This is a genomic window from Thioclava sp. NG1, from assembly GCF_003122275.1.
Classification (GTDB): Bacteria; Pseudomonadota; Alphaproteobacteria; order Rhodobacterales; family Rhodobacteraceae; genus Thioclava; species Thioclava nitratireducens.
Genome location: NZ_QFBB01000004.1, coordinates 304,484 through 322,287, shown reverse-complemented (window position 1 = coordinate 322,287; position 17,804 = coordinate 304,484). Strand labels below are relative to the sequence as shown.

Below are 17,804 nucleotides of genomic sequence, written 5' to 3'. Positions count from 1 at the left end.
CTCAACCCTTGTCGTCTTTTGTCTGGATGAACCACGGCGTCGGGTCCACGGGCTTGCCGCCCTCTCTCAGTTCCAAATAAAGCGTCTCGCTGCGATCTGCACCAGCGCCATCTGTCGCCGCCTGCACGAATTCCTTGCCGAATTCCTTCGCTCCCGGCTGAATTCCGCCCATCAAGCCGATGGGCGTGCCCTTTGGCAGCACGTCTCCGACCTCACCATAGACGGTTCCGAGGCCCGCAAGAACCAGAAGATATCCATCTGCGGGTTCGAGGACCATCACATTTCCGTAGTCGAGCAAGGGACCGCGGTATCGGATCGTCGCAGCCCAAGGCGTCGTGACCAGAGATCCCGGCTCACTGGCAATCACGAGGCCGGGACGTTTGATCCCTGCCGCATCCGGTTCGTTGAAGCCACGCAGCACCGAGCCGATAACCGGCAAGTTCAGCGTGCCCTTTGCGCCCGCGAAATCTCCGCGCGGCGGACCGATATCGTTTTCCATATCGCTCAACCCGGTCGCGAAGCCTTCGAGCGTATCGGCGCTTTGCACCAGGGCGGTCAGCTCCTCGGGTTCCTCGAGATAGCGCTGCGGCAGCTTTTCGCGGCGCTCGGAAATGGCCTCCGACAGCGCTGTGCGGGCCTTGGTCACCGAGACCATCCCCTTTTCGAGCGTCTCGCGCGCGTTTTCCTGAAGTTTGCGCAGGGTCGCAATTTCCTCAAGGTGGACGCTCAGCTTCTGCGCCTCGTCCTGCAAGGCGGGCGCGACCGAGGACAGTACCATCCCGGACCGCGCCGAGCCTTCGGGACCGGACGGATGCAGCAGCAGCAGCGGCCCGTCGGATTGCTGCATGGTCGACATGACCGCCAGCAAACTGCCAAGCTCTTCGCGTTTCGCGTCGAAGCCTTGCTTGATCTCGCGCTCGCGGATCGCTGCGCGGCGCAACCCGTCGCGCAGCGCGCTCAGCCCTTGTTCATAGGCATGGATCGTTTTCGTTAGTGCTGCAATGCGATCCGACTTCGACTGCGCCGCGTCGAGCGCGGTGATCGCCTTGCGCAGATCGGCCGAGGCCTTGAGTGCGGCGTCGCCAGATCCGTCCGCCCAAAGCGGCCCGGCCGAAATCAGAAGAGCTGCGAGTGCGGCGCGGATCACGATACGATCAGGCTCTTTCCGGTCATTTCTTCGGGTTGATCGATCTGCATGAGGTCTAGTAGCGTCGGCGCGAGATCCGCGAGCCGCCCGTCGCGCAGCTTGGCGCCCTCCGGCCCGCCAACCAGCGAGACCGGCACGAGGTTCGTCGTATGCGCGGTGTGCGGACCGCCGGTTTCCGGATCGATCATGGTTTCACAATTGCCGTGATCGGCGGTGATGATCATCGCGCCGCCCGCAGCCTCCAGCGCCTCGACGACGCGGCCGATATCGTGGTCGATCTCTTCCACCGCAGCGATCGCGGCTTTCAGCGAGCCGGTATGCCCGACCATATCGGGATTGGCGTAGTTCACGATGATCAGGTCGTACCCGGTCTCGATCGCCTCGACGAACTTGTCGGTGACTTCCGGCGCGCTCATCTCAGGCTGCAGGTCATAGGTCGCGACCTTGGGCGATTTCGGCATGTAGCGGTCTTCGCCTTCCCACGGCTCTTCCTTGCCGCCGTTGAGGAAGAAGGTGACGTGCGGATATTTCTCTGTCTCCGCCAAGTGGAATTGGCTAAGCCCTTGTTTTGATATCCACTCTCCGAGCGTGTTTACGATTTCGCGCTTCGGATAGGCGGTCTTCATATAGGCGTTATGCTCGTCGGAATACTCGACCATCCCCAGCAGCGCCGCCCATTTCGGACGCGTTCCCGTCTCGAATTCCGAGAAGTCCGGCTCGCCGATCGCGCGCAGGATTTCGCGCGCGCGGTCGGCGCGGAAGTTGAGGCAGAAGAAGCCATCGCCATCCTTTGCGCCCTCGTAATCGCCGATCACGGTGGGCTTGATGAACTCGTCCATCTCGTCCTTGTCGTAGCTGGCTTCGACCGCGGCCACGGGGGTGTCTGCCCCCTGCCCTTTGCCGTTGATCATCGCGTCATAGGCAAGGCCGACGCGGTCCCAGCGGTTGTCGCGGTCCATTGCGTAATAGCGACCATCGACAGTGACGACCGTACAGCCTTTGGGAAGCCGGTCGCAAAGATCCGAAACGAAGGACTTCGCGCTATCGGGGGCGACATCGCGCCCGTCGGTGATCGCGTGGATCAGAACGGGGACGCCTGCCTCCGAGACCATTTTCGCCGCAGCGAGCGTATGTTCGATATGGCCGTGCACACCACCATCCGAGATGACGCCCATCAGATGCGCGCGCCCGCCGCTCTCTTTCATCGTGTCGATGAAGGACAAGATCGCCTGGTTCTCGAAGAAAGAGCCATCCTCGATCGCCAGATCAATCTGGCCCAGATCCATCGCCACCACCCGTCCCGCGCCGATATTGGTGTGGCCGACCTCGGAATTGCCCATCTGACCGCTCGGCAGACCGACATCGGGGCCGAAGGTCACCAGCGTCGATTTCGCCGGGTTGTTCCACAGGACACGGTCGAGGTTCGGGGTGTCGGCCAGCAAGGGCGCGTTGCCTTCGCGCTCCTTTCGCTCGCCAAAGCCATCGAGAATGCACAGGACGACGGGTTTCGGGCGGGTCATGGCGGCCTCCTAATCTGTTGCCCCCTCATACGCCTCGCAGGCCGTCGCGGCAACCGGGGGCATGCGAGGCTCAGGCCTGGAACATGATCCGCCGCGCTTTCTTCTCGTAGCTGAGTATCTCGGTCTGTCGCGTGACCTCGAGCAGCGAGGCGAGCGCCGCGTCTGGCTTTTCCATATAGCGCCGGCGCAGGTCCAGCACGACAGCCCCACCGTCCCGGATCACCCGCATCATCAGGTCGAGATAATCGCCGATCGGATAATGAAAGCCGCAGGAAATCAGGCTGGTGACAAGATCGCCCGTGACTCCGTCCAGCGCATCAGGCTGCTTGACCGGGTTGAGTGTCTCGACCGCGCGGGCGCCATTGTCGCGCAGGAACGCCGCTGCGGCGTCGAGCGAGGCATAGCCTGCACCGGTATCGCTCCAGAAATGATATTGCTCCGGGGTTTCCTCGATATCGATCAGGGTCACGGCGCAATCGTAATCCTTGATCAGCAATGCGTCGTTGAGCCCCTGCCCACAGCCGATGTCGACCACATGGGTCGGACGGCGGCCGGTTTCCTCGAGCGTCTTGCGCAGCGGTAGATACTCGGTGAAGACCTCGGCGAGCGCGCCGCGAAAGATCTCCTCGTTGCGGGTCTCGACTTCTTCGAACGCGGGCCCCCTGTCACCGTCTTCCCAAGCCTTTCGCGCAGTGCCGGAAATCTGGCGCGTGCGCTGGAACCCCAGTAGCATCATTGCCTCGCGGGAAATGGACGCGCCGGATATGTTCATGTCTCGAAGAGTATTCATCGGGCCTGACCTGCTGCACATCATTTTCGGACGCAGCGTAACGTCGTCGTGATGCGGTGCAAGCTGTCGATGGGAGCAGAGGTTAGTGACCTGTCGATCAGACGCGGTGATAGGGTGTGCCGGCGATGATCTGTCCGGCGCGATAAATCTGTTCGGTCAACATGACGCGGGCCAGCATATGCGGCCAGACCATCTTGCCGAAGGAGATGGAAAACTCGGCGCGGCTGCGCAGGGCCGGGTCGATCCCGTCCGCACCGCCGATCACGAAAGCCACGTCGCGCGCCTGATCGCGCCAGCCTTGCAGTTTCGTGGCGAATTCCGGCGATGAGATCAGGCTGCCGCGTTCGTCGAGGGTGACGATGACCGATCCCTCGGGAATGGCGCGGCTGAGCAACTCTGCTTCCGCGCCCTGCCCCAAGCCTTTCTTGTCTTCGACCTCGACGACGGAAGCCGGGCCGAGCCCGAAGGCGCGCCCGGATTTCTCGAAGCGTTTCAGGTAGTCGTCGATCAGCTCGCGCTCGGGCCCCTTGCGCAAGCGGCCCACCGCGCAGATCGTGATCTTCATGCAGCCGAACTCAGACGGGGGCGCCCGCAGGCATCCACATCTTTTCCAGCTGATAAAACTCGCGCACTTCCGGGCGGAAGACGTGAACGATGACGTCGGAACTGTCGATCAGCACCCAGTCGCCCTGATCCTTGCCCTCGACTTTGCAAGCCCGGTCGAATTCGTGCTTCAGCCGCTCGGTCAGGTTTTCGGCTATGGCGCTGACCTGACGCGTGCTGCGCCCGGAACAGACAACCATATAGTCGCCGATCGAGGACCGACCGCGCAGGTCGATGGTCACGATATCTTCGGCCTTGTCGTCTTCGAGGGAAGAGATGACGCGCGCGAGGATTTCTTCGCTCGTCGCTTCGGCGTTGACGGCCCGTGTATTCATGGCCGCTGCCTTTGTGCCGGCATCACTCGGCACGAGGGAAAGATGAGACAGGACATGGTCCTCCAGATGTTACGCGCCACAATAGTCCCGGCGCTGGACGTCTTTCAAAAGTAGCATTCCGCAGGTCCGATTTCAATTTTCCTGCGGCGAATTTTCGCTATGCGTTTCCGGAGCCTGTTGCAAGTCAAGCTGTGACCCTTCGAGCACGCGCACTTCGCGTTGCGGGAACGGGATCGAAATGCCGTTCGCCTTGAACGTATCCCAGAGCGCGAGAAACACTTGGCCGCGCACATTGGTCAGTCCCTCGACCGGGTCGGTGATCCAGAACCGCAGGAGGTAATCGACCGAACTGTTGCCGAAACCGGTCACGTGGCAAACCGTCGGGCGGTTCTTCAGGACGCGGTTCACCGATTGCGCGGCCTCCACCGCGAGCTTGCGCACCAGATGCGGGTCGTCGTGATAGGAGGTGCCGAAGGGCAGGTCGATCCTGACGAATTCGTTGGAATGGGACCAGTTGACCACCTGCCCCGTGATCAGGTCTTCATTCGGGATCAGGTATTCCTTGCCGTCGCGCGTGACGACCGAGACATAGCGCGCGCCCAGCGAATTGATCCAGCCGAAGGTTTCGCCAAGGCTGATCACGTCGCCGGGCTTGATCGATTTATCCAGCAGGATGATCACGCCCGAGACGAGGTTTGACACGACTTTCTGCAGACCGAAGCCAAGGCCCACGCCGATCGCACCGGACAGAACCGCAAGCCCGGTCAGGTCGAAGCCTACCGCCTTGATCCCGATGAACAGCGCCGCGCCGTAAAGCAGAACCTGCATCACCTTGATGACCAGCTCCGACATCGACGGGCTGATATCCTCGTTGGTCCGCAGCCGCGCCGAGGTCTGCCCAGAGATGATCCGCGCCACCGACAGAAGGATCGTCGTCAGCACCAGTGCCTTGAGAACCCCGTAGGCCGTGATGCGGAAATCACCGAATTCGACCGCGGTCCCGTTCAAGAGCCGCACCGTTTCGTCCCAAAGCCCGAGGTAATAGAGCGTGACCCAGATCCACGCGCCCCAGCGCACGATACCGCGCAGGAGCGCATTTCGGATCAGCCGCGCGACGAGGCCGACGACGAGCCATGCCGTGACGAGCGTGGCGGCCAGCACCACGAGGAAGCGCCAGGAATAAAAACCCTTGGTTGCCTCGAGCACGAACACCGACGCCCATGCGAACACAACGAAGAGAAATCCGCGCAGACGCTTCCGGAGCAGGATCAGCCAGCGAAGCTGACGGGTCGAGAGCTCACGCCTCCGCCCCCAGTCGTCGACTTTCGGCGCGAGCCAGATGCGCCCGAGATGGGCCAGCGCAAAACACGCTGCGATGATCCCGAATTGCCAGAGCCGCGAGGGCAAGACCATAGAATTGAGGAAGATTTCGATCTGCGCCCAGATCGAACTCAAAATCTTGACGATGTCCCCGTTCGCGAAATCCATGGAAATGACGTTAGCCCGGTTTTGCGATCAGGCCAAACACGGACTCTTCGATTGCCTCAGCGCCGGATTCGCCGTATTTAGCGCCCCATGACACTCGTTTTCGACATGGATGATCGCGCCCGCCTCCGCGAGCGCTTCTACGGCGAAAGCCGCTCGGTGCTGGCACGACTTTGATGCTCTGCGCCCGCGGGCGCATATCTGCGCCTGCTGTCCCATGTCTGACAAACGGCCGTTTTATAGGCCAGCCATCCAAAGAAAGTGAGAGCCATGTCTGCTCCGAAGACCCTCTATGACAAGATCTGGGACGCGCATGTCGTGTCCGAAGACGAAGACGGCACCAGCCTGCTCTATATCGACCGCCACCTCGTCCACGAAGTGACCTCGCCGCAAGCCTTCGAAGGGCTGCGCATGGCGGGCCGCAAGGTGCGCGCGCCGGAGAAAACCATCGCCGTACCGGATCACAACGTGCCGACCACGCTCGACCGCGCGAAGGGGATCGAGAACGAGGAAAGCCGGATTCAGGTCGATGCGCTCGACAAGAACGCCAAGGACTTCGGGGTGAACTATTACCCGGTCTCCGACGTGCGTCAGGGCATCGTGCACATCGTCGGTCCTGAACAGGGCTGGACGCTGCCGGGCATGACGGTCGTCTGCGGCGACAGCCACACCGCGACCCATGGCGCGTTCGGTGCGCTCGCTCACGGCATCGGTACCTCGGAAGTGGAGCATGTTCTGGCGACCCAGACGCTGATCCAGTCGAAGTCGAAGAACATGAAGGTCGAGATCACCGGCAAGCTGCGTCCGGGCGTCACCGCCAAGGACATCACGCTGTCGGTCATCGGCGCGACCGGCACTGCCGGCGGCACCGGTCATGTCATCGAATATTGCGGCGAAGCGATCCGCGAGCTGTCGATGGAAGGCCGCATGACCGTCTGCAACATGGCGATCGAAGGCGGCGCGCGCGCTGGCCTCATCGCGCCGGACGAGAAGACCTTCGAATACGTCAAAGGTCGGGCTCACGCTCCGAAAGGCGCGCAATGGGAGGCGGCTCTGCATTGGTGGAAGCAGCTCTACACCGACGAGGGCGCGCATTTCGACAAGGTCGTCACCATCAAGGCCGAAGAGATCGAGCCCGTCGTGACCTGGGGCACTTCGCCCGAGGACGTGCTGCCGATCTCGGGCTCCGTGCCCGCGCCGGAAGACTTCAAGGGCGGTAAGGTCGAAGCGGCCAAGCGCGCGCTCGACTACATGGGCCTCGAAGCGGGCACCAAGCTGACTGACATCAAGATCGACGTGGTCTTCATCGGCTCGTGCACCAACGGCCGGATCGAGGATCTGCGCGCCGCCGCCGAAGTCGTCAAAGGCCGCAAGCTGGCCGACGGCGTCCGCGCGATGGTCGTGCCGGGCTCGGGTCTCGTGCGGGCTCAGGCCGAAGAAGAGGGTCTGGACAAGATCTTCCTCGACGCCGGGTTCGAATGGCGCATGGCGGGCTGCTCGATGTGTCTCGCGATGAACCCCGACCAGCTGGCAGAGGGCGAGCGTTGCGCGTCGACCTCGAACCGTAACTTCGAGGGGCGTCAGGGCTACAAGGGCCGCACCCATCTGATGAGCCCGGCCATGGCCGCCGCCGCTGCCGTCACCGGTCATCTGACGGATGTTCGGAAGCTGATGGAAATGGAAGACGCGTAAGGAGCGACGAGAATGGAAAAGTTCGAAAAAGTTACCGGGATCGCCGCGCCCATGCCGCTGGTCAATATCGACACCGATATGATCATCCCCAAGGGTTTCCTGAAAACCATCAAGCGTACCGGGCTCGGCGTGCATGCGTTCGACGAGATGCGTTACGACCGTCAGGGCAACGAGAACCCCGACTTCGTTCTCAACAAGCCGCAATATCGCGAAGCGCAGATCCTCGTGGTCGGCGACAACTTCGGCTGCGGCTCCTCGCGTGAGCACGCCCCGTGGGCGCTCGCGGATTTCGGCATCAAGGTGATCATCTCGACCTCCTTCGCCGACATCTTCTACAACAACTCGTTCAAGAACGGGATGTTGCCGATCGTGCTGCCGCAGGAGCAGGTCGATATCCTGATGAAGGATGCGGAGAAGGGTTCGAACGCGCGGATGACCGTCGATCTCGAGAACCAGGAGATCACGACCTCGGAAGGCGAGACGATCAAGTTCGACGTCGACGCTTTCAAGAAGCATTGCCTGCTCGAAGGTCTCGACGATATCGGCCTGACGCTTGAAAAGGCCGCAGCCATCGACAGCTTCGAGACGCAGATGCATCAGGCGCGTCCCTGGGTGTAATCCCCGATACCATAAGAACAGGAAAAGCCGCCCCGACCCGGGCGGCTTTTTTCGTGAGGAGGGGGCGCGGGAATGCACCGCCCGTGGTATCGTTCATCATTTGACGTAGACCGAGAGGATGATGCGATGCGCGTTTCGACCCTGTTTCTGATGACCGGCCTCGTGCTGATTGTTCTCGGCGTCGCGGCCATCACGAATCCCTTCGCAACCTCGCTGGCCCTGACTACCTTCGTGGGCATACTGTTCCTGATTGCCGGGGTGGTGCAGGCGTGGCTCGCCTTCAACGACCGAGGCGGGGCGCATCGCGCGTGGCACGGGCTGATCGCGCTTCTCAATATCGTCGTCGGCGTCTGGCTGATCGCCGATCCGATGTCCGGCACGGTCTCGCTCGCAGCGGTGGTCGGCGTGCTCTTCCTGCTGATGGGGGCGTTGCGCCTGCTGATCGGCCTGCGCCTCGCGGCGCCGCGCCTGCGCTGGATGCTGGTCCTGTCGGGCGCGGTTTCGATCCTTCTCGGGCTTTTGATCTTCGCGGCCTTCGATCAGATCGCGACGCAGATCCTCGGGCTTTTGCTGGGCATCCAGCTTCTCGCGGATGGTGTCGGTCTTGCCGCACTCGGCTTTGCCAGTCGCGACTCCTGAGGGCTTTTGACCGGCTAAGCCCTTGATCCACAAAATATGGTTCCGCTCCCTAGTTTGCCACAATTTTGCACCTTTATTGATGCAATGTCGCACCAGGTCTTTCCAGAAAACGCCCGAATACGGCAGAGAGTCTGAAAACAGTATTTGCTTGGATCGGGAACTTGGGCAAAATCATGGCAAGTTTGAGGCAGCGGGTCACATTTGGCGCGCGTCTTGCGGGTAAAAGGATCGGCAATGTATCGAATCCGACCGCAGGGAAGGGTAGGGTAACTGTGTTTTCACGTCTCTCAGGGGCGCTCTTTCGCGCGATCCTCGTTGCGGTGGTGATTTGCATCCCCGCGCTCATACTGCCCGATACCAGTAGCGACACCGCCCAGATCGTGGCGTTGATGGCGCTGTTCGGATTTGCGCTGACCCTGTTCGAATACGCCTCGGTCTATCCCGGTCTGATCGAGTTTCGCGATGCGCCGCCCTTCAACCGCATTCGGTTCATGTCGCTGTTTCTAACCGTCGGCCTGCTCTCTCTTGCGGTACAGTCGCAATATCACGCGTCGACGCTGACCCGGTTGATCGAGGTTCTAGGCACTACGGTCGCAAGCTCCATCGACGTGCCTTACAGCCCCGTGCGCCTATTGCAGCTCGCGCTTCCGGCGGATGCCTCTTTGCATCAGGTCGCGCTGGTGCGCACCGCGGCGGGGATGGCCTACCTGATTTCGCTGCTGACCCTCGGCTATTTCGTCATCGTCATGCGGATCATGGGCTGGCCGCAGGCGCATACCAAATTCAACGTCTGGGTAAATCTGCCGACCTTCGACCCCACCGCGGGCGGCGATGTGGTCGAGCGCCTACGCCGCGACGCGTGGTTCAACATTGCACTTGGATTTCTTTTACCCTTCCTTATTCCGGCGGTGCTCAAACTCGTTTCGGTCAGTTTCGTGATCGTGACGCTGGAAGTGCCACACACGATGATCTGGATGGTGACGGCATGGGCCTTCCTTCCCGCAAGCCTGTTCATGCGCGGCATCGCGCTGGCCCGGGTCGCGCAAATGATCGAGAACAAGCGTCTCGCCTCCGGGGCGAGCGACTACTTGCCGGCCTGATCGCGCTCTGTTTCGCGCTGCCCGCCACGGCAGAGACTCTGCGTGTGGCGACATGGGATGCTGGGCTGTCGCGCCGGGGTCCGGGCCTTCTTCTGAAAGATATCCGCAAAGGCGAGGCGCAGGTCGCGGCGGCGACGCGGATCGTGGACACGATCGCGCCGGATGTTCTGCTGCTGACCGGGATCGACTGGGATCTCGACGGGCTTTCGCTGGAGGCGCTGAACGAACGCCTCGCGCACCCCTATCCGCATCTTTTCGCGCCGCGCCCCAATAGCGGCTGGCCGAGCGGGGCCGATCTCGACGGCAACGGAAAGCTTGGCGAAGCGCGGGATGCCCAAGGCTACGGACGATTTCCGGGGCAGGGCGGCATGGCGCTTCTGTCGCGTTATCCCTTCGAGGCCGACCGTGTGCGCGACTTCTCCAGGATGCTGTGGAAGGACCTGCCCGACGGGAGGATCGCCGGGGCGAAGCTGTCGCCCGAGGCGATGGCGGTGCAGCGCCTAAGTTCGACGGGGCATTGGGACGTGCCGCTCAAGTTGCCGTCGGGCGAGCGCCTTCATCTTCTGGCCTTCTCCGCGACGCCGCCGGTGTTCGATGGGCCGGAAGATCGCAACGGGCGCCGCAATCGTGATGAGATCGCCTTCTGGCTGCGCTATCTGGATGGGGAGCTCGACGCGCTGCCGCCCGAAGCGCAGGTGATCCTGATGGGCGACGCCAACCTCGACCCGAAGGACGGGGAGGGGCGGCGCGATGCGCTCGATCTGCTGCTGAACGGTCCGCATTTCCAAGACCCCCAGCCGCGGAGCGCGGGGGCGAAAGCTGCGGCGGATCCTGATCATAGGGGCGACCCGAGCCTTGATACCGCCGATTACGACGGCCCGGGCAACCTACGGCTCGACTACGTTCTGCCGTCGAATGATCTGCATGTAGAGGCGGCGGGCGTCGTCTGGCCCGAGCCGGGCGCGCCCTTGGCGGAGGCGGCACGCGTCGCCTCGCGTCACAAGATGGTCTGGCTCGACATTGAATTGCCCTGATCGGGCACGACCTTGAGGCCCCGGATATAGAGATGCTCGAACACCACGCGCTGCAGCGTCTTCGGCGTGAATTCCGGGAAGCGTGCGTGGAAATCGGTGCCGTCGATTTCGTGGCTCATGTCGAACAGGTAGCGCATCTCGCGTAGTTCGCGTGCCAGTTCCCACGCGGGCGATGCGAGCAGAAGCGCCGTCCACGGGAATTTCTTGATCGAGATGTCGCGTCCCATCTGGCGCGAGAATTCCTCGGCCAGCTCGCGAACGGAGAACCGGGTTCCGGGGAACCCGAGATCGAGAAGACCGGGCGAGTGATCTTCGGTCTCGGCCAGTTGCACCGCGACACGCGTCATGTCCTCGAGATCGGCGTAGACGCGCTGCGCATCGGGCTTGCCGAGCGCGGTGATCTTGCCCTTGCGCAAATCCTTCAGCATCACCCGGTTGAGCAGCGTATCGGGCGCCTCGGCATTGATGAAATCGCCGCCGCGCAGGATCACGACCGAACGGCCCTCCTCGGCATGGGCGCGATAGCGCGCCTCCATCTCGGCGCGGATATTGCCCTTGCGGGTGCAGGCGTGATGCGGGGTCGACGCGCTCCACGGAGACGGCTCGCGCCCGTAAACATAGACGTTGCCCGGCACCATCACCGATGCGCCGCTATCGCGCGACGCGGTCAGAACCTGCTTGGTGATCTGCGGGATCTGGTTCGCCCAGTCGTGGTAATTCGGCGGGTTCATCGCATTCACGATCCACCGCGCGCCGCGCGCCGCGATCGCCATATCGGTGCCCCGGCGATAGCGATCGACGTCCCAGCCAGCCGCTCGGAAGGACCGTGCCGCAGCTGATCCGAACAAACCGCCCATTCCCAGGATCAGTACCCTGCGATTCATTTCGCCCTCATGTGTCGTCTGCCTGCTCTAAACTCTAGCATGCGCTCATACGCGCGCGGGGGCCACTCGCCAACCACTTGATCCGCAAAAGCCCGCCGAAGCCTCGGCAACCGCTTGCCGATCGTCCAGACACGGTTTCGCGACCTGTGCCGCTTGACCAGGGGGCGGGCAGGGGATACCCCCTTCGAGACCCTGTTTTCTCGGGAGATTATCCTAATGACCAACCCTTCCATCCTCATCCTGCCCGGCGACGGGATCGGCCCTGAAGTCATGGCCGAGGTTCGCAAAGTCATCGATTGGTACGGTACCAAGCGCGACCTCGCCTTCGACGTGAGCGAAGACCTCGTCGGCGGCGCGGCCTATGACAAGCACGGCGTGCCGCTGGCCGATGAGACGATGGCGAAGGCGCAGGAAGTGGACGCGGTTCTGCTCGGCGCCGTGGGTGGCCCGAAATACGACACGCTCGACTTCTCGGTGAAGCCGGAGCGCGGCCTGCTGCGTCTGCGCAAAGAGATGGACCTGTTTGCGAACCTGCGCCCCGCGCAATGCTTCGACGCGCTCGCCGATTTCTCCTCGCTGAAGAAGGACGTGGTCGCAGGCCTCGACATCATGATCGTGCGCGAACTGACCTCGGGCGTCTATTTCGGCGAGCCGCGCGGCATCTTCGAAGAAGGCAACGAGCGCGTCGGCATCAACACCCAGCGCTACACCGAGTCCGAGATCGAGCGCGCCGCCCGTGCCGCGTTCGAACTGGCGATGAAGCGCAACAAGAAGCTCTGCTCGATGGAGAAAGCCAACGTGATGGAGTCGGGCATCCTCTGGCGCGAAGTCGTGACCCGCGTCGGTCAGGACTACCCGGAAGTCGAACTGAGCCACATGTATGCGGATAACGGCGCGATGCAGCTCGTGCGCGCGCCCAAGCAGTTCGACGTGATCGTCACCGACAACCTGTTCGGCGACATCTTGTCTGACTGCGCGGCGATGCTGACCGGTTCGCTCGGGATGCTGCCTTCGGCGAGCCTCGGCGCGCCGATGGCGAATGGTCGCCCGAAAGCGATGTACGAGCCCGTTCACGGTTCGGCGCCCGATATTGCGGGGCAGGGCAAGGCCAACCCGATCGCCTGTATCCTCAGCTTCGCGATGGCGTTGCGCTACAGCTTCGATCAGGGCGAAGAGGCGACCCGCCTGGAAAACGCGATCGAGAAAGTGCTGGCCGATGGCGTGCGCACCGCGGACCTGATGGGCCCCGAAGGCGGCACCCCGGTCTCGACCGCCGAGATGGGCGACAAGATCATCGAAGCGCTCGACGCCTCGCTCTGATCCAAGAGAAAAGTCTCATGAAAAGGCGCGGGTGAAAGCTTGCGCCTTTTTCATGCCGCGGCCTTGCAACTCCCGAACATCCGCTCAAGATGCGAGCGATAACACCGGGAGCCTTCCATGCCCGATTTCGGCGGAAAATCAAACGCGCGCGGCGCCGCGCTCGGCCTGACATCGATGGCGATCTACGCCACGCATGACGTCATCATCAAACATCTGGGCCAGACCTATTCGCCGGTTCAGATCGTGTTCTTCGCGGCGCTGCTGTCCTTCCCGCTGCTCTCGGTGATCCTGCTCAACGACAAGCGCGAGGGCAGCCTGCGCCCGGTTCATCCCGGTTGGGTCGTGGGGCGTGTCGTCACCACCGTCGTCACTGGGCTCTGCGCGTTCTACGCCTTCTCGACCCTGCCGCTGGCGCAGGTCTATCCGCTTCTCTTCGCGATGCCGCTGCTGGTCACCGTCTTCTCGATCCCGATCCTCGGCGAGCGGGTCGGTATTCACCGCTGGGCCGCTGTCATCCTCGGCCTGATCGGCGTGGTGATCGTGGTGCGCCCCGGACAGGCGGAACTCGCGCCGGGCCATTTCGCGGCGATGACGGCGGCGGTGACCGGCGCCCTCGCCTCGGTGATCGTGCGCAAGATCGGTTCGGAGGAGCGCTCGGTCGTCCTCCTGCTCTCGCCGCTTCTGGGCAACGTGATCGTCATGGCGATCCTTCTCCCCTTCGTCTGGCAGCCGCTTCAGATTGCCGATCTCGGCCTGATGGCGGTGATCGCGATGTTCGGCCTGACCGCGTCCTTCCTGCAAATCCTCGCCTATCGCGCGGGCGAGGCCGCAATCGTCGCGCCGATGCAATATTCACAGATCCTCTGGGCGGTCTTTTACGGCTGGATTATTTTCCACGAGAGCGTGGATATCCCGACGCTCGTCGGCGCCGGCGTCGTGATCCTGTCCGGCATCTACATCGTGATCCGCGAGACCCGCGTCTCCACGAACCAGCCTGTGCTGCGCACGCGGGGTCGTTCGGAAACCGCGACCGCACCACGTTCGTCGCTTCTGGGCCGCGTTTTGGGCCTTCGCGCACCCAATTCAAGAAGCTGATCAAGACCCCCTTGCAAAACCCCGCGCAAGCCGCTAATTCCCCGCCCACGGTCGGAGCGTAGCGCAGCCTGGTAGCGCACCTGCTTCGGGAGCAGGGGGTCGGAGGTTCGAATCCTCTCGCTCCGACCATTTCCCGATTTTCCCTGATTCCTTGGCTTTTGGCGATGTCGCTGGCCTTTCGGCCCGTGCTTTGGCACAACTTTCCCGAAGCAATGAAGGCAGGGCGCATGCAGGTCGAAGCAACACCCCTCAGCGGCGTTCTGGTGATCACCCCGAAGCGATTCGGCGATCACCGCGGATTTTTCTCCGAGAGCTATTCGGCGAAGCGATTTGCCGAGGCCGGGATCGAGATCGATTTCGTGCAGGACAATCATTCGGTCTCGGAGGCCGTCGGCACCGTGCGCGGGCTGCACTTTCAGGCGCCTCCCCACGCTCAGGCGAAGCTCGTGCGCTGCGGGCGCGGGCGGCTCTGGGATGTCGCGGTCGATATCCGCAAGGGCAGCCCGACCTACGGGCAATGGTTCGGCACCGAGCTGAGCTTCGAGAACGGCAAGCAGCTACTGATCCCGGCGGGGTTTGCGCATGGGTTCGTAACGCTCGAGCCGGGCACCGAGATCGTCTACAAATGCTCGGATTACTACGCGCCCGACTGTGAAGGCGCGATCCGCTGGGACGATCCCGATCTGGGCATAGACTGGCCGCTTTCCGCAGGAACAGAGCCTGTTTTGTCCGGCAAGGATGCCGAGGCACCTCTGTTCGCTACCTTCGACAGCCCCTTCACCTGGGAGGGCGCAGCATGAAGATTCTCGTCACCGGTGGTGCCGGGTTCATCGGCTCCGCCGTCGTCCGCCTCGCCGTCTCGCGCGGCCATGAGGTTGTGAACCTCGACGCGCTGACCTATGCCGCCTGCCTCGAGAATGTCGCGCCCGTCTCGGGCAGCCCGCTTTATGCGTTCGAGCAGGCCGATATCCGCGACCCCGAGGCTTTGGCGGCGATCTTCGCCCGTCACAAGCCCGACGCGGTGATGCATCTCGCGGCCGAAAGCCATGTGGATCGCTCGATCGACGGCCCCGGTGCCTTCATCGAGACGAACGTGATGGGCACCTACAACATGCTGCAGGCTGCCCGCGCCTATTGGGAGGGCGCGGGTCGCCCCGAAAGCTTCCGCTTCCATCACATCTCGACCGACGAGGTCTATGGCACGCTCGGCGCCACCGGCCAGTTCACCGAAGAGACGCCTTACGCGCCGAACAGTCCCTATTCCGCCTCGAAGGCGGGCTCGGACCATCTCGTGCGCGCCTGGCACGAGACCTATGGCCTGCCGGTCGTGCTCACCAATTGCTCGAACAATTACGGCCCCTATCACTTCCCCGAAAAGCTGATCCCGGTCGTGATTTTGAACGCGCTCGCGGGCAAGCCGCTGCCGATCTATGGCGACGGCTCGAACGTGCGCGACTGGCTCTATGTCGAGGATCACGCCGATGCGCTGCTTCTGGTGTTGGAGAACGGCGCCTCGGGCCGCAGCTACAATATCGGCGGCGAGAACGAGCGGTCGAACCTCGAACTGGTCCAGACGATCTGCACCATTCTCGACAGGCTGCGTCCGGGCGACGCGCCCTATGCCGATCTGATCACTTTCGTCACCGACCGCCCCGGCCACGATGCGCGCTACGCGATCGACCCGACCCGCATCCGCGAGGAGCTGGGCTGGCGGCCGAGCGTGACGGTGGAGGAGGGGCTCGAGCGCACCGTGCGCTGGTATCTCGAGAACGAGGATTGGTGGCGTCCGCTGCTGGAGCGGCACGGCGTCGGCGAAAGGTTGGGCAAGGCATGATCCTCGTCTTCGGACAGACAGGCCAGGTTGCGCAGGAGCTACAGCGCCTTGTGCCCGATGCGGTGTTCTTGGGCCGGGATAGGGTCGATTTGAGAGACCCTGAAGCCGCCGCACAGGCGATCCGGGAGGCCAAGCCCGAGGCAGTGATCAACGCCGCCGCCTATACGGCTGTCGACAAGGCCGAAGAAGAAGAGGCGCTCGCCCAGGTGGTCAACGGCGATGCGCCCGCTGCGATGGCCGAAGCCTGCCGCGACCTCGGTATCCCGGTCGTTCACATCTCCACCGATTACGTCTTCGACGGCTCCGGTGAAGCGCCGTTCAAACCTACCGATCCGACCGATCCGCTGGGCGCCTATGGCCGCACCAAGCTCGCCGGAGAAAAGGCGATCCGCGCGACAGGAGGAACCTTCGCCATCCTGCGCACGAGTTGGGTCTTTTCGGCACATGGCGGGAACTTCGTGAAGACGATGCTGCGCCTGTCCGAGAGCCGCGATCACCTGACGATCGTCGCCGACCAGATCGGCGGCCCGACCCCGGCCAAGGCGATTGCCGAGGCCTGCCTGACGATGGCGCAAGAGTTGCAGCGCGCGCCCGAGAAAAGCGGCGTTTACCATTTCTCAGGCTCTCCCGATGTAAGCTGGGCAGGCTTCGCACGGGAGATCTTCGCGCGGGCCGGGCGGGACGTGACGGTGGAGGATATCCGCACCGCCGATTATCCGACGCCCGCGAAACGGCCGCTCAATTCGCGGCTCGACTGCAGCGATCTGGCCGTGTTCGGCCTGAACAGACTCGATTGGAGATCGGGATTGGACGAGGTTTTGACCGAATTGGGGGCGATATGACGCGCAAGGGGATCATTCTGGCGGGCGGCTCGGGCACGCGACTCTATCCGATCACGATGGGCGTCTCAAAACAGCTTCTGCCGGTCTACGACAAGCCGATGATCTACTACCCGCTGACCACCCTGATGCTGGCCGGTATTCGCGAGATCGCGGTGATCACCACGCCGCATGATCAGGAGCAATTCATCCGCACGCTCGGCGATGGCAGTCAATGGGGGCTGAGCCTGACCTATATCACCCAGCCCTCGCCCGACGGTCTGGCGCAGGCCTATCTGCTGGCCGAGGAGTTCCTCGCCGGCAGCCCGTCGGCGATGGTTCTGGGCGACAATATCTTCTTCGGGGCTGGGCTTGGCGAAATCCTGAAAGCGGCGAATGCGACCACAGATGGCGGCACCGTCTTTGGCTACCGCGTGCGCGATCCGGAGCGGTATGGGGTGGTGGATTTCGACGAGAGCGGCACCGTGCGCGCGATCATCGAGAAGCCCGAAGTGCCGCCCTCGCAATTCGCGGTGACGGGGCTCTATTTCCTCGACGAGACCGCGCCGGACCGCGCCAAGACGATCACGCCGTCCGCCCGCGGCGAGTTGGAGATCACGACGCTTCTGGAAACCTACCTGCATGACGGCGCGCTCTCGGTCACCCAGATGGGCCGCGGCTTTGCCTGGCTCGACACTGGAACGCATGGCAGCCTGCTCGACGCGGGGAATTTCGTGCGCACGTTGGAGGAGCGGCAGGGGCTGCAAAGTGGCTCGCCCGACGAGATCGCTTTCGAGAAGGGTTGGATCAGTGCCGACGCACTCGCCGACCGAGCAAAGAAATGCGGTAAGAACAGCTATGGCGAGTATCTGCTGCGCCTGATCGAGTGA

Annotated in this window: 18 protein-coding genes and 1 tRNA gene; 12 read left to right on the top strand and 7 right to left on the bottom strand. The window is 62.9% G+C overall.

Annotation, left to right across the window (positions count from 1 at the left end; translation table 11 throughout):
* Window position 1 precedes the first annotated feature (1 nt).
* From DEM26_RS09860 to DEM26_RS09835, 6 genes are all read right to left on the bottom strand, one after another.
* Complete coding sequence (locus tag DEM26_RS09860) at window positions 2-1,147, bottom strand: murein hydrolase activator EnvC family protein (protein WP_075776741.1); 1,146 nt, start codon at window positions 1,145-1,147, stop codon at window positions 2-4.
* Entirely contained in the window at window positions 1,144-2,667 is a 1,524-nt protein-coding gene (gene gpmI / locus DEM26_RS09855; protein WP_109172297.1) for a 2,3-bisphosphoglycerate-independent phosphoglycerate mutase, read from the bottom strand. Before gpmI ends, DEM26_RS09860 begins: the two co-directional genes overlap by 4 nt.
* 70 nt (window positions 2,668-2,737) lie before the next feature.
* Window positions 2,738-3,400, bottom strand: coding sequence for a class I SAM-dependent methyltransferase (locus DEM26_RS09850; RefSeq protein ID WP_088727549.1), 663 nt, complete (start codon window positions 3,398-3,400; stop codon window positions 2,738-2,740).
* 154 nt (window positions 3,401-3,554) lie between these two features.
* A complete protein-coding gene (gene rlmH, locus DEM26_RS09845) occupies window positions 3,555-4,022 on the bottom strand; it encodes a 23S rRNA (pseudouridine(1915)-N(3))-methyltransferase RlmH (protein WP_088723493.1) in 468 nt (155 codons plus the stop codon).
* A 10-nt stretch (window positions 4,023-4,032) separates the two neighbouring features.
* The gene (gene rsfS / locus DEM26_RS09840) at window positions 4,033-4,395 is read right to left on the bottom strand and encodes a ribosome silencing factor (protein WP_075776745.1); all 363 of its coding nucleotides are present in this window, start codon (window positions 4,393-4,395) and stop codon (window positions 4,033-4,035) included.
* Between the two features lie 132 nt (window positions 4,396-4,527).
* Window positions 4,528-5,883 carry a mechanosensitive ion channel family protein gene (locus DEM26_RS09835; protein ID WP_109172295.1) on the bottom strand — a complete coding sequence of 452 codons (1,356 nt, stop codon included), beginning with the start codon at window positions 5,881-5,883 and terminating at the stop codon, window positions 4,528-4,530.
* A 267-nt stretch (window positions 5,884-6,150) separates the two neighbouring features.
* Here DEM26_RS09835 and leuC point away from each other — a divergent pair, with 267 nt between their 5' ends.
* The 5 genes from leuC to DEM26_RS09810 all read left to right on the top strand — a co-directional run bounded on the left by leuC (window position 6,151) and on the right by DEM26_RS09810 (window position 10,963).
* Window positions 6,151-7,572 (top strand): 3-isopropylmalate dehydratase large subunit, encoded by a 1,422-nt coding sequence (gene leuC, locus DEM26_RS09830; protein ID WP_075776747.1) that lies wholly within the window; start codon window positions 6,151-6,153, stop codon window positions 7,570-7,572.
* 12 nt (window positions 7,573-7,584) lie between these two features.
* Window positions 7,585-8,190 (top strand): 3-isopropylmalate dehydratase small subunit, encoded by a 606-nt coding sequence (gene leuD / locus DEM26_RS09825; RefSeq protein ID WP_075776748.1) that lies wholly within the window; start codon window positions 7,585-7,587, stop codon window positions 8,188-8,190.
* A gap of 126 nt (window positions 8,191-8,316) precedes the next feature.
* Complete coding sequence (locus tag DEM26_RS09820; protein ID WP_158275108.1) at window positions 8,317-8,829, top strand: HdeD family acid-resistance protein; 513 nt, start codon at window positions 8,317-8,319, stop codon at window positions 8,827-8,829.
* A gap of 272 nt (window positions 8,830-9,101) precedes the next feature.
* Window positions 9,102-9,929 carry a hypothetical protein gene (locus DEM26_RS09815; RefSeq protein ID WP_075776750.1) on the top strand — a complete coding sequence of 276 codons (828 nt, stop codon included), beginning with the start codon at window positions 9,102-9,104 and terminating at the stop codon, window positions 9,927-9,929.
* A 44-nt stretch (window positions 9,930-9,973) separates the two neighbouring features.
* Complete coding sequence (locus tag DEM26_RS09810) at window positions 9,974-10,963, top strand: endonuclease/exonuclease/phosphatase family protein (RefSeq protein ID WP_369907766.1); 990 nt, start codon at window positions 9,974-9,976, stop codon at window positions 10,961-10,963.
* On the opposite strand, the gene DEM26_RS09805 is transcribed toward DEM26_RS09810, so the two are convergent.
* The gene (locus DEM26_RS09805) at window positions 10,927-11,847 is read right to left on the bottom strand and encodes an epimerase (protein ID WP_109172293.1); all 921 of its coding nucleotides are present in this window, start codon (window positions 11,845-11,847) and stop codon (window positions 10,927-10,929) included. The genes DEM26_RS09810 and DEM26_RS09805 overlap by 37 nt on opposite strands.
* A gap of 216 nt (window positions 11,848-12,063) precedes the next feature.
* Here DEM26_RS09805 and leuB point away from each other — a divergent pair, with 216 nt between their 5' ends.
* The 7 genes from leuB to rfbA all read left to right on the top strand — a co-directional run bounded on the left by leuB (window position 12,064) and on the right by rfbA (window position 17,804).
* Window positions 12,064-13,167: a 3-isopropylmalate dehydrogenase gene (gene leuB / locus DEM26_RS09800; protein WP_109172292.1), complete on the top strand. Its 1,104-nt coding sequence runs from the start codon at window positions 12,064-12,066 to the stop codon at window positions 13,165-13,167.
* 117 nt (window positions 13,168-13,284) lie between these two features.
* The gene (locus tag DEM26_RS09795; RefSeq protein ID WP_109172291.1) at window positions 13,285-14,262 is read left to right on the top strand and encodes a DMT family transporter; all 978 of its coding nucleotides are present in this window, start codon (window positions 13,285-13,287) and stop codon (window positions 14,260-14,262) included.
* 52 nt (window positions 14,263-14,314) lie between these two features.
* Window positions 14,315-14,391, top strand: a tRNA-Pro gene (locus tag DEM26_RS09790).
* 98 nt (window positions 14,392-14,489) lie between these two features.
* Window positions 14,490-15,062 (top strand): dTDP-4-dehydrorhamnose 3,5-epimerase, encoded by a 573-nt coding sequence (gene rfbC / locus DEM26_RS09785; protein WP_158275107.1) that lies wholly within the window; start codon window positions 14,490-14,492, stop codon window positions 15,060-15,062.
* A complete protein-coding gene (gene rfbB / locus DEM26_RS09780; RefSeq protein ID WP_109172289.1) occupies window positions 15,059-16,096 on the top strand; it encodes a dTDP-glucose 4,6-dehydratase in 1,038 nt (345 codons plus the stop codon). The genes rfbC and rfbB overlap by 4 nt, the downstream gene beginning before the upstream one ends.
* Entirely contained in the window at window positions 16,093-16,938 is an 846-nt protein-coding gene (gene rfbD / locus DEM26_RS09775; protein ID WP_109172288.1) for a dTDP-4-dehydrorhamnose reductase, read from the top strand. The genes rfbB and rfbD overlap by 4 nt, the downstream gene beginning before the upstream one ends.
* Window positions 16,935-17,804, top strand: a complete 870-nt coding sequence (gene rfbA / locus DEM26_RS09770; protein ID WP_109172287.1) for a glucose-1-phosphate thymidylyltransferase RfbA — start codon at window positions 16,935-16,937, stop codon at window positions 17,802-17,804. Before rfbD ends, rfbA begins: the two co-directional genes overlap by 4 nt.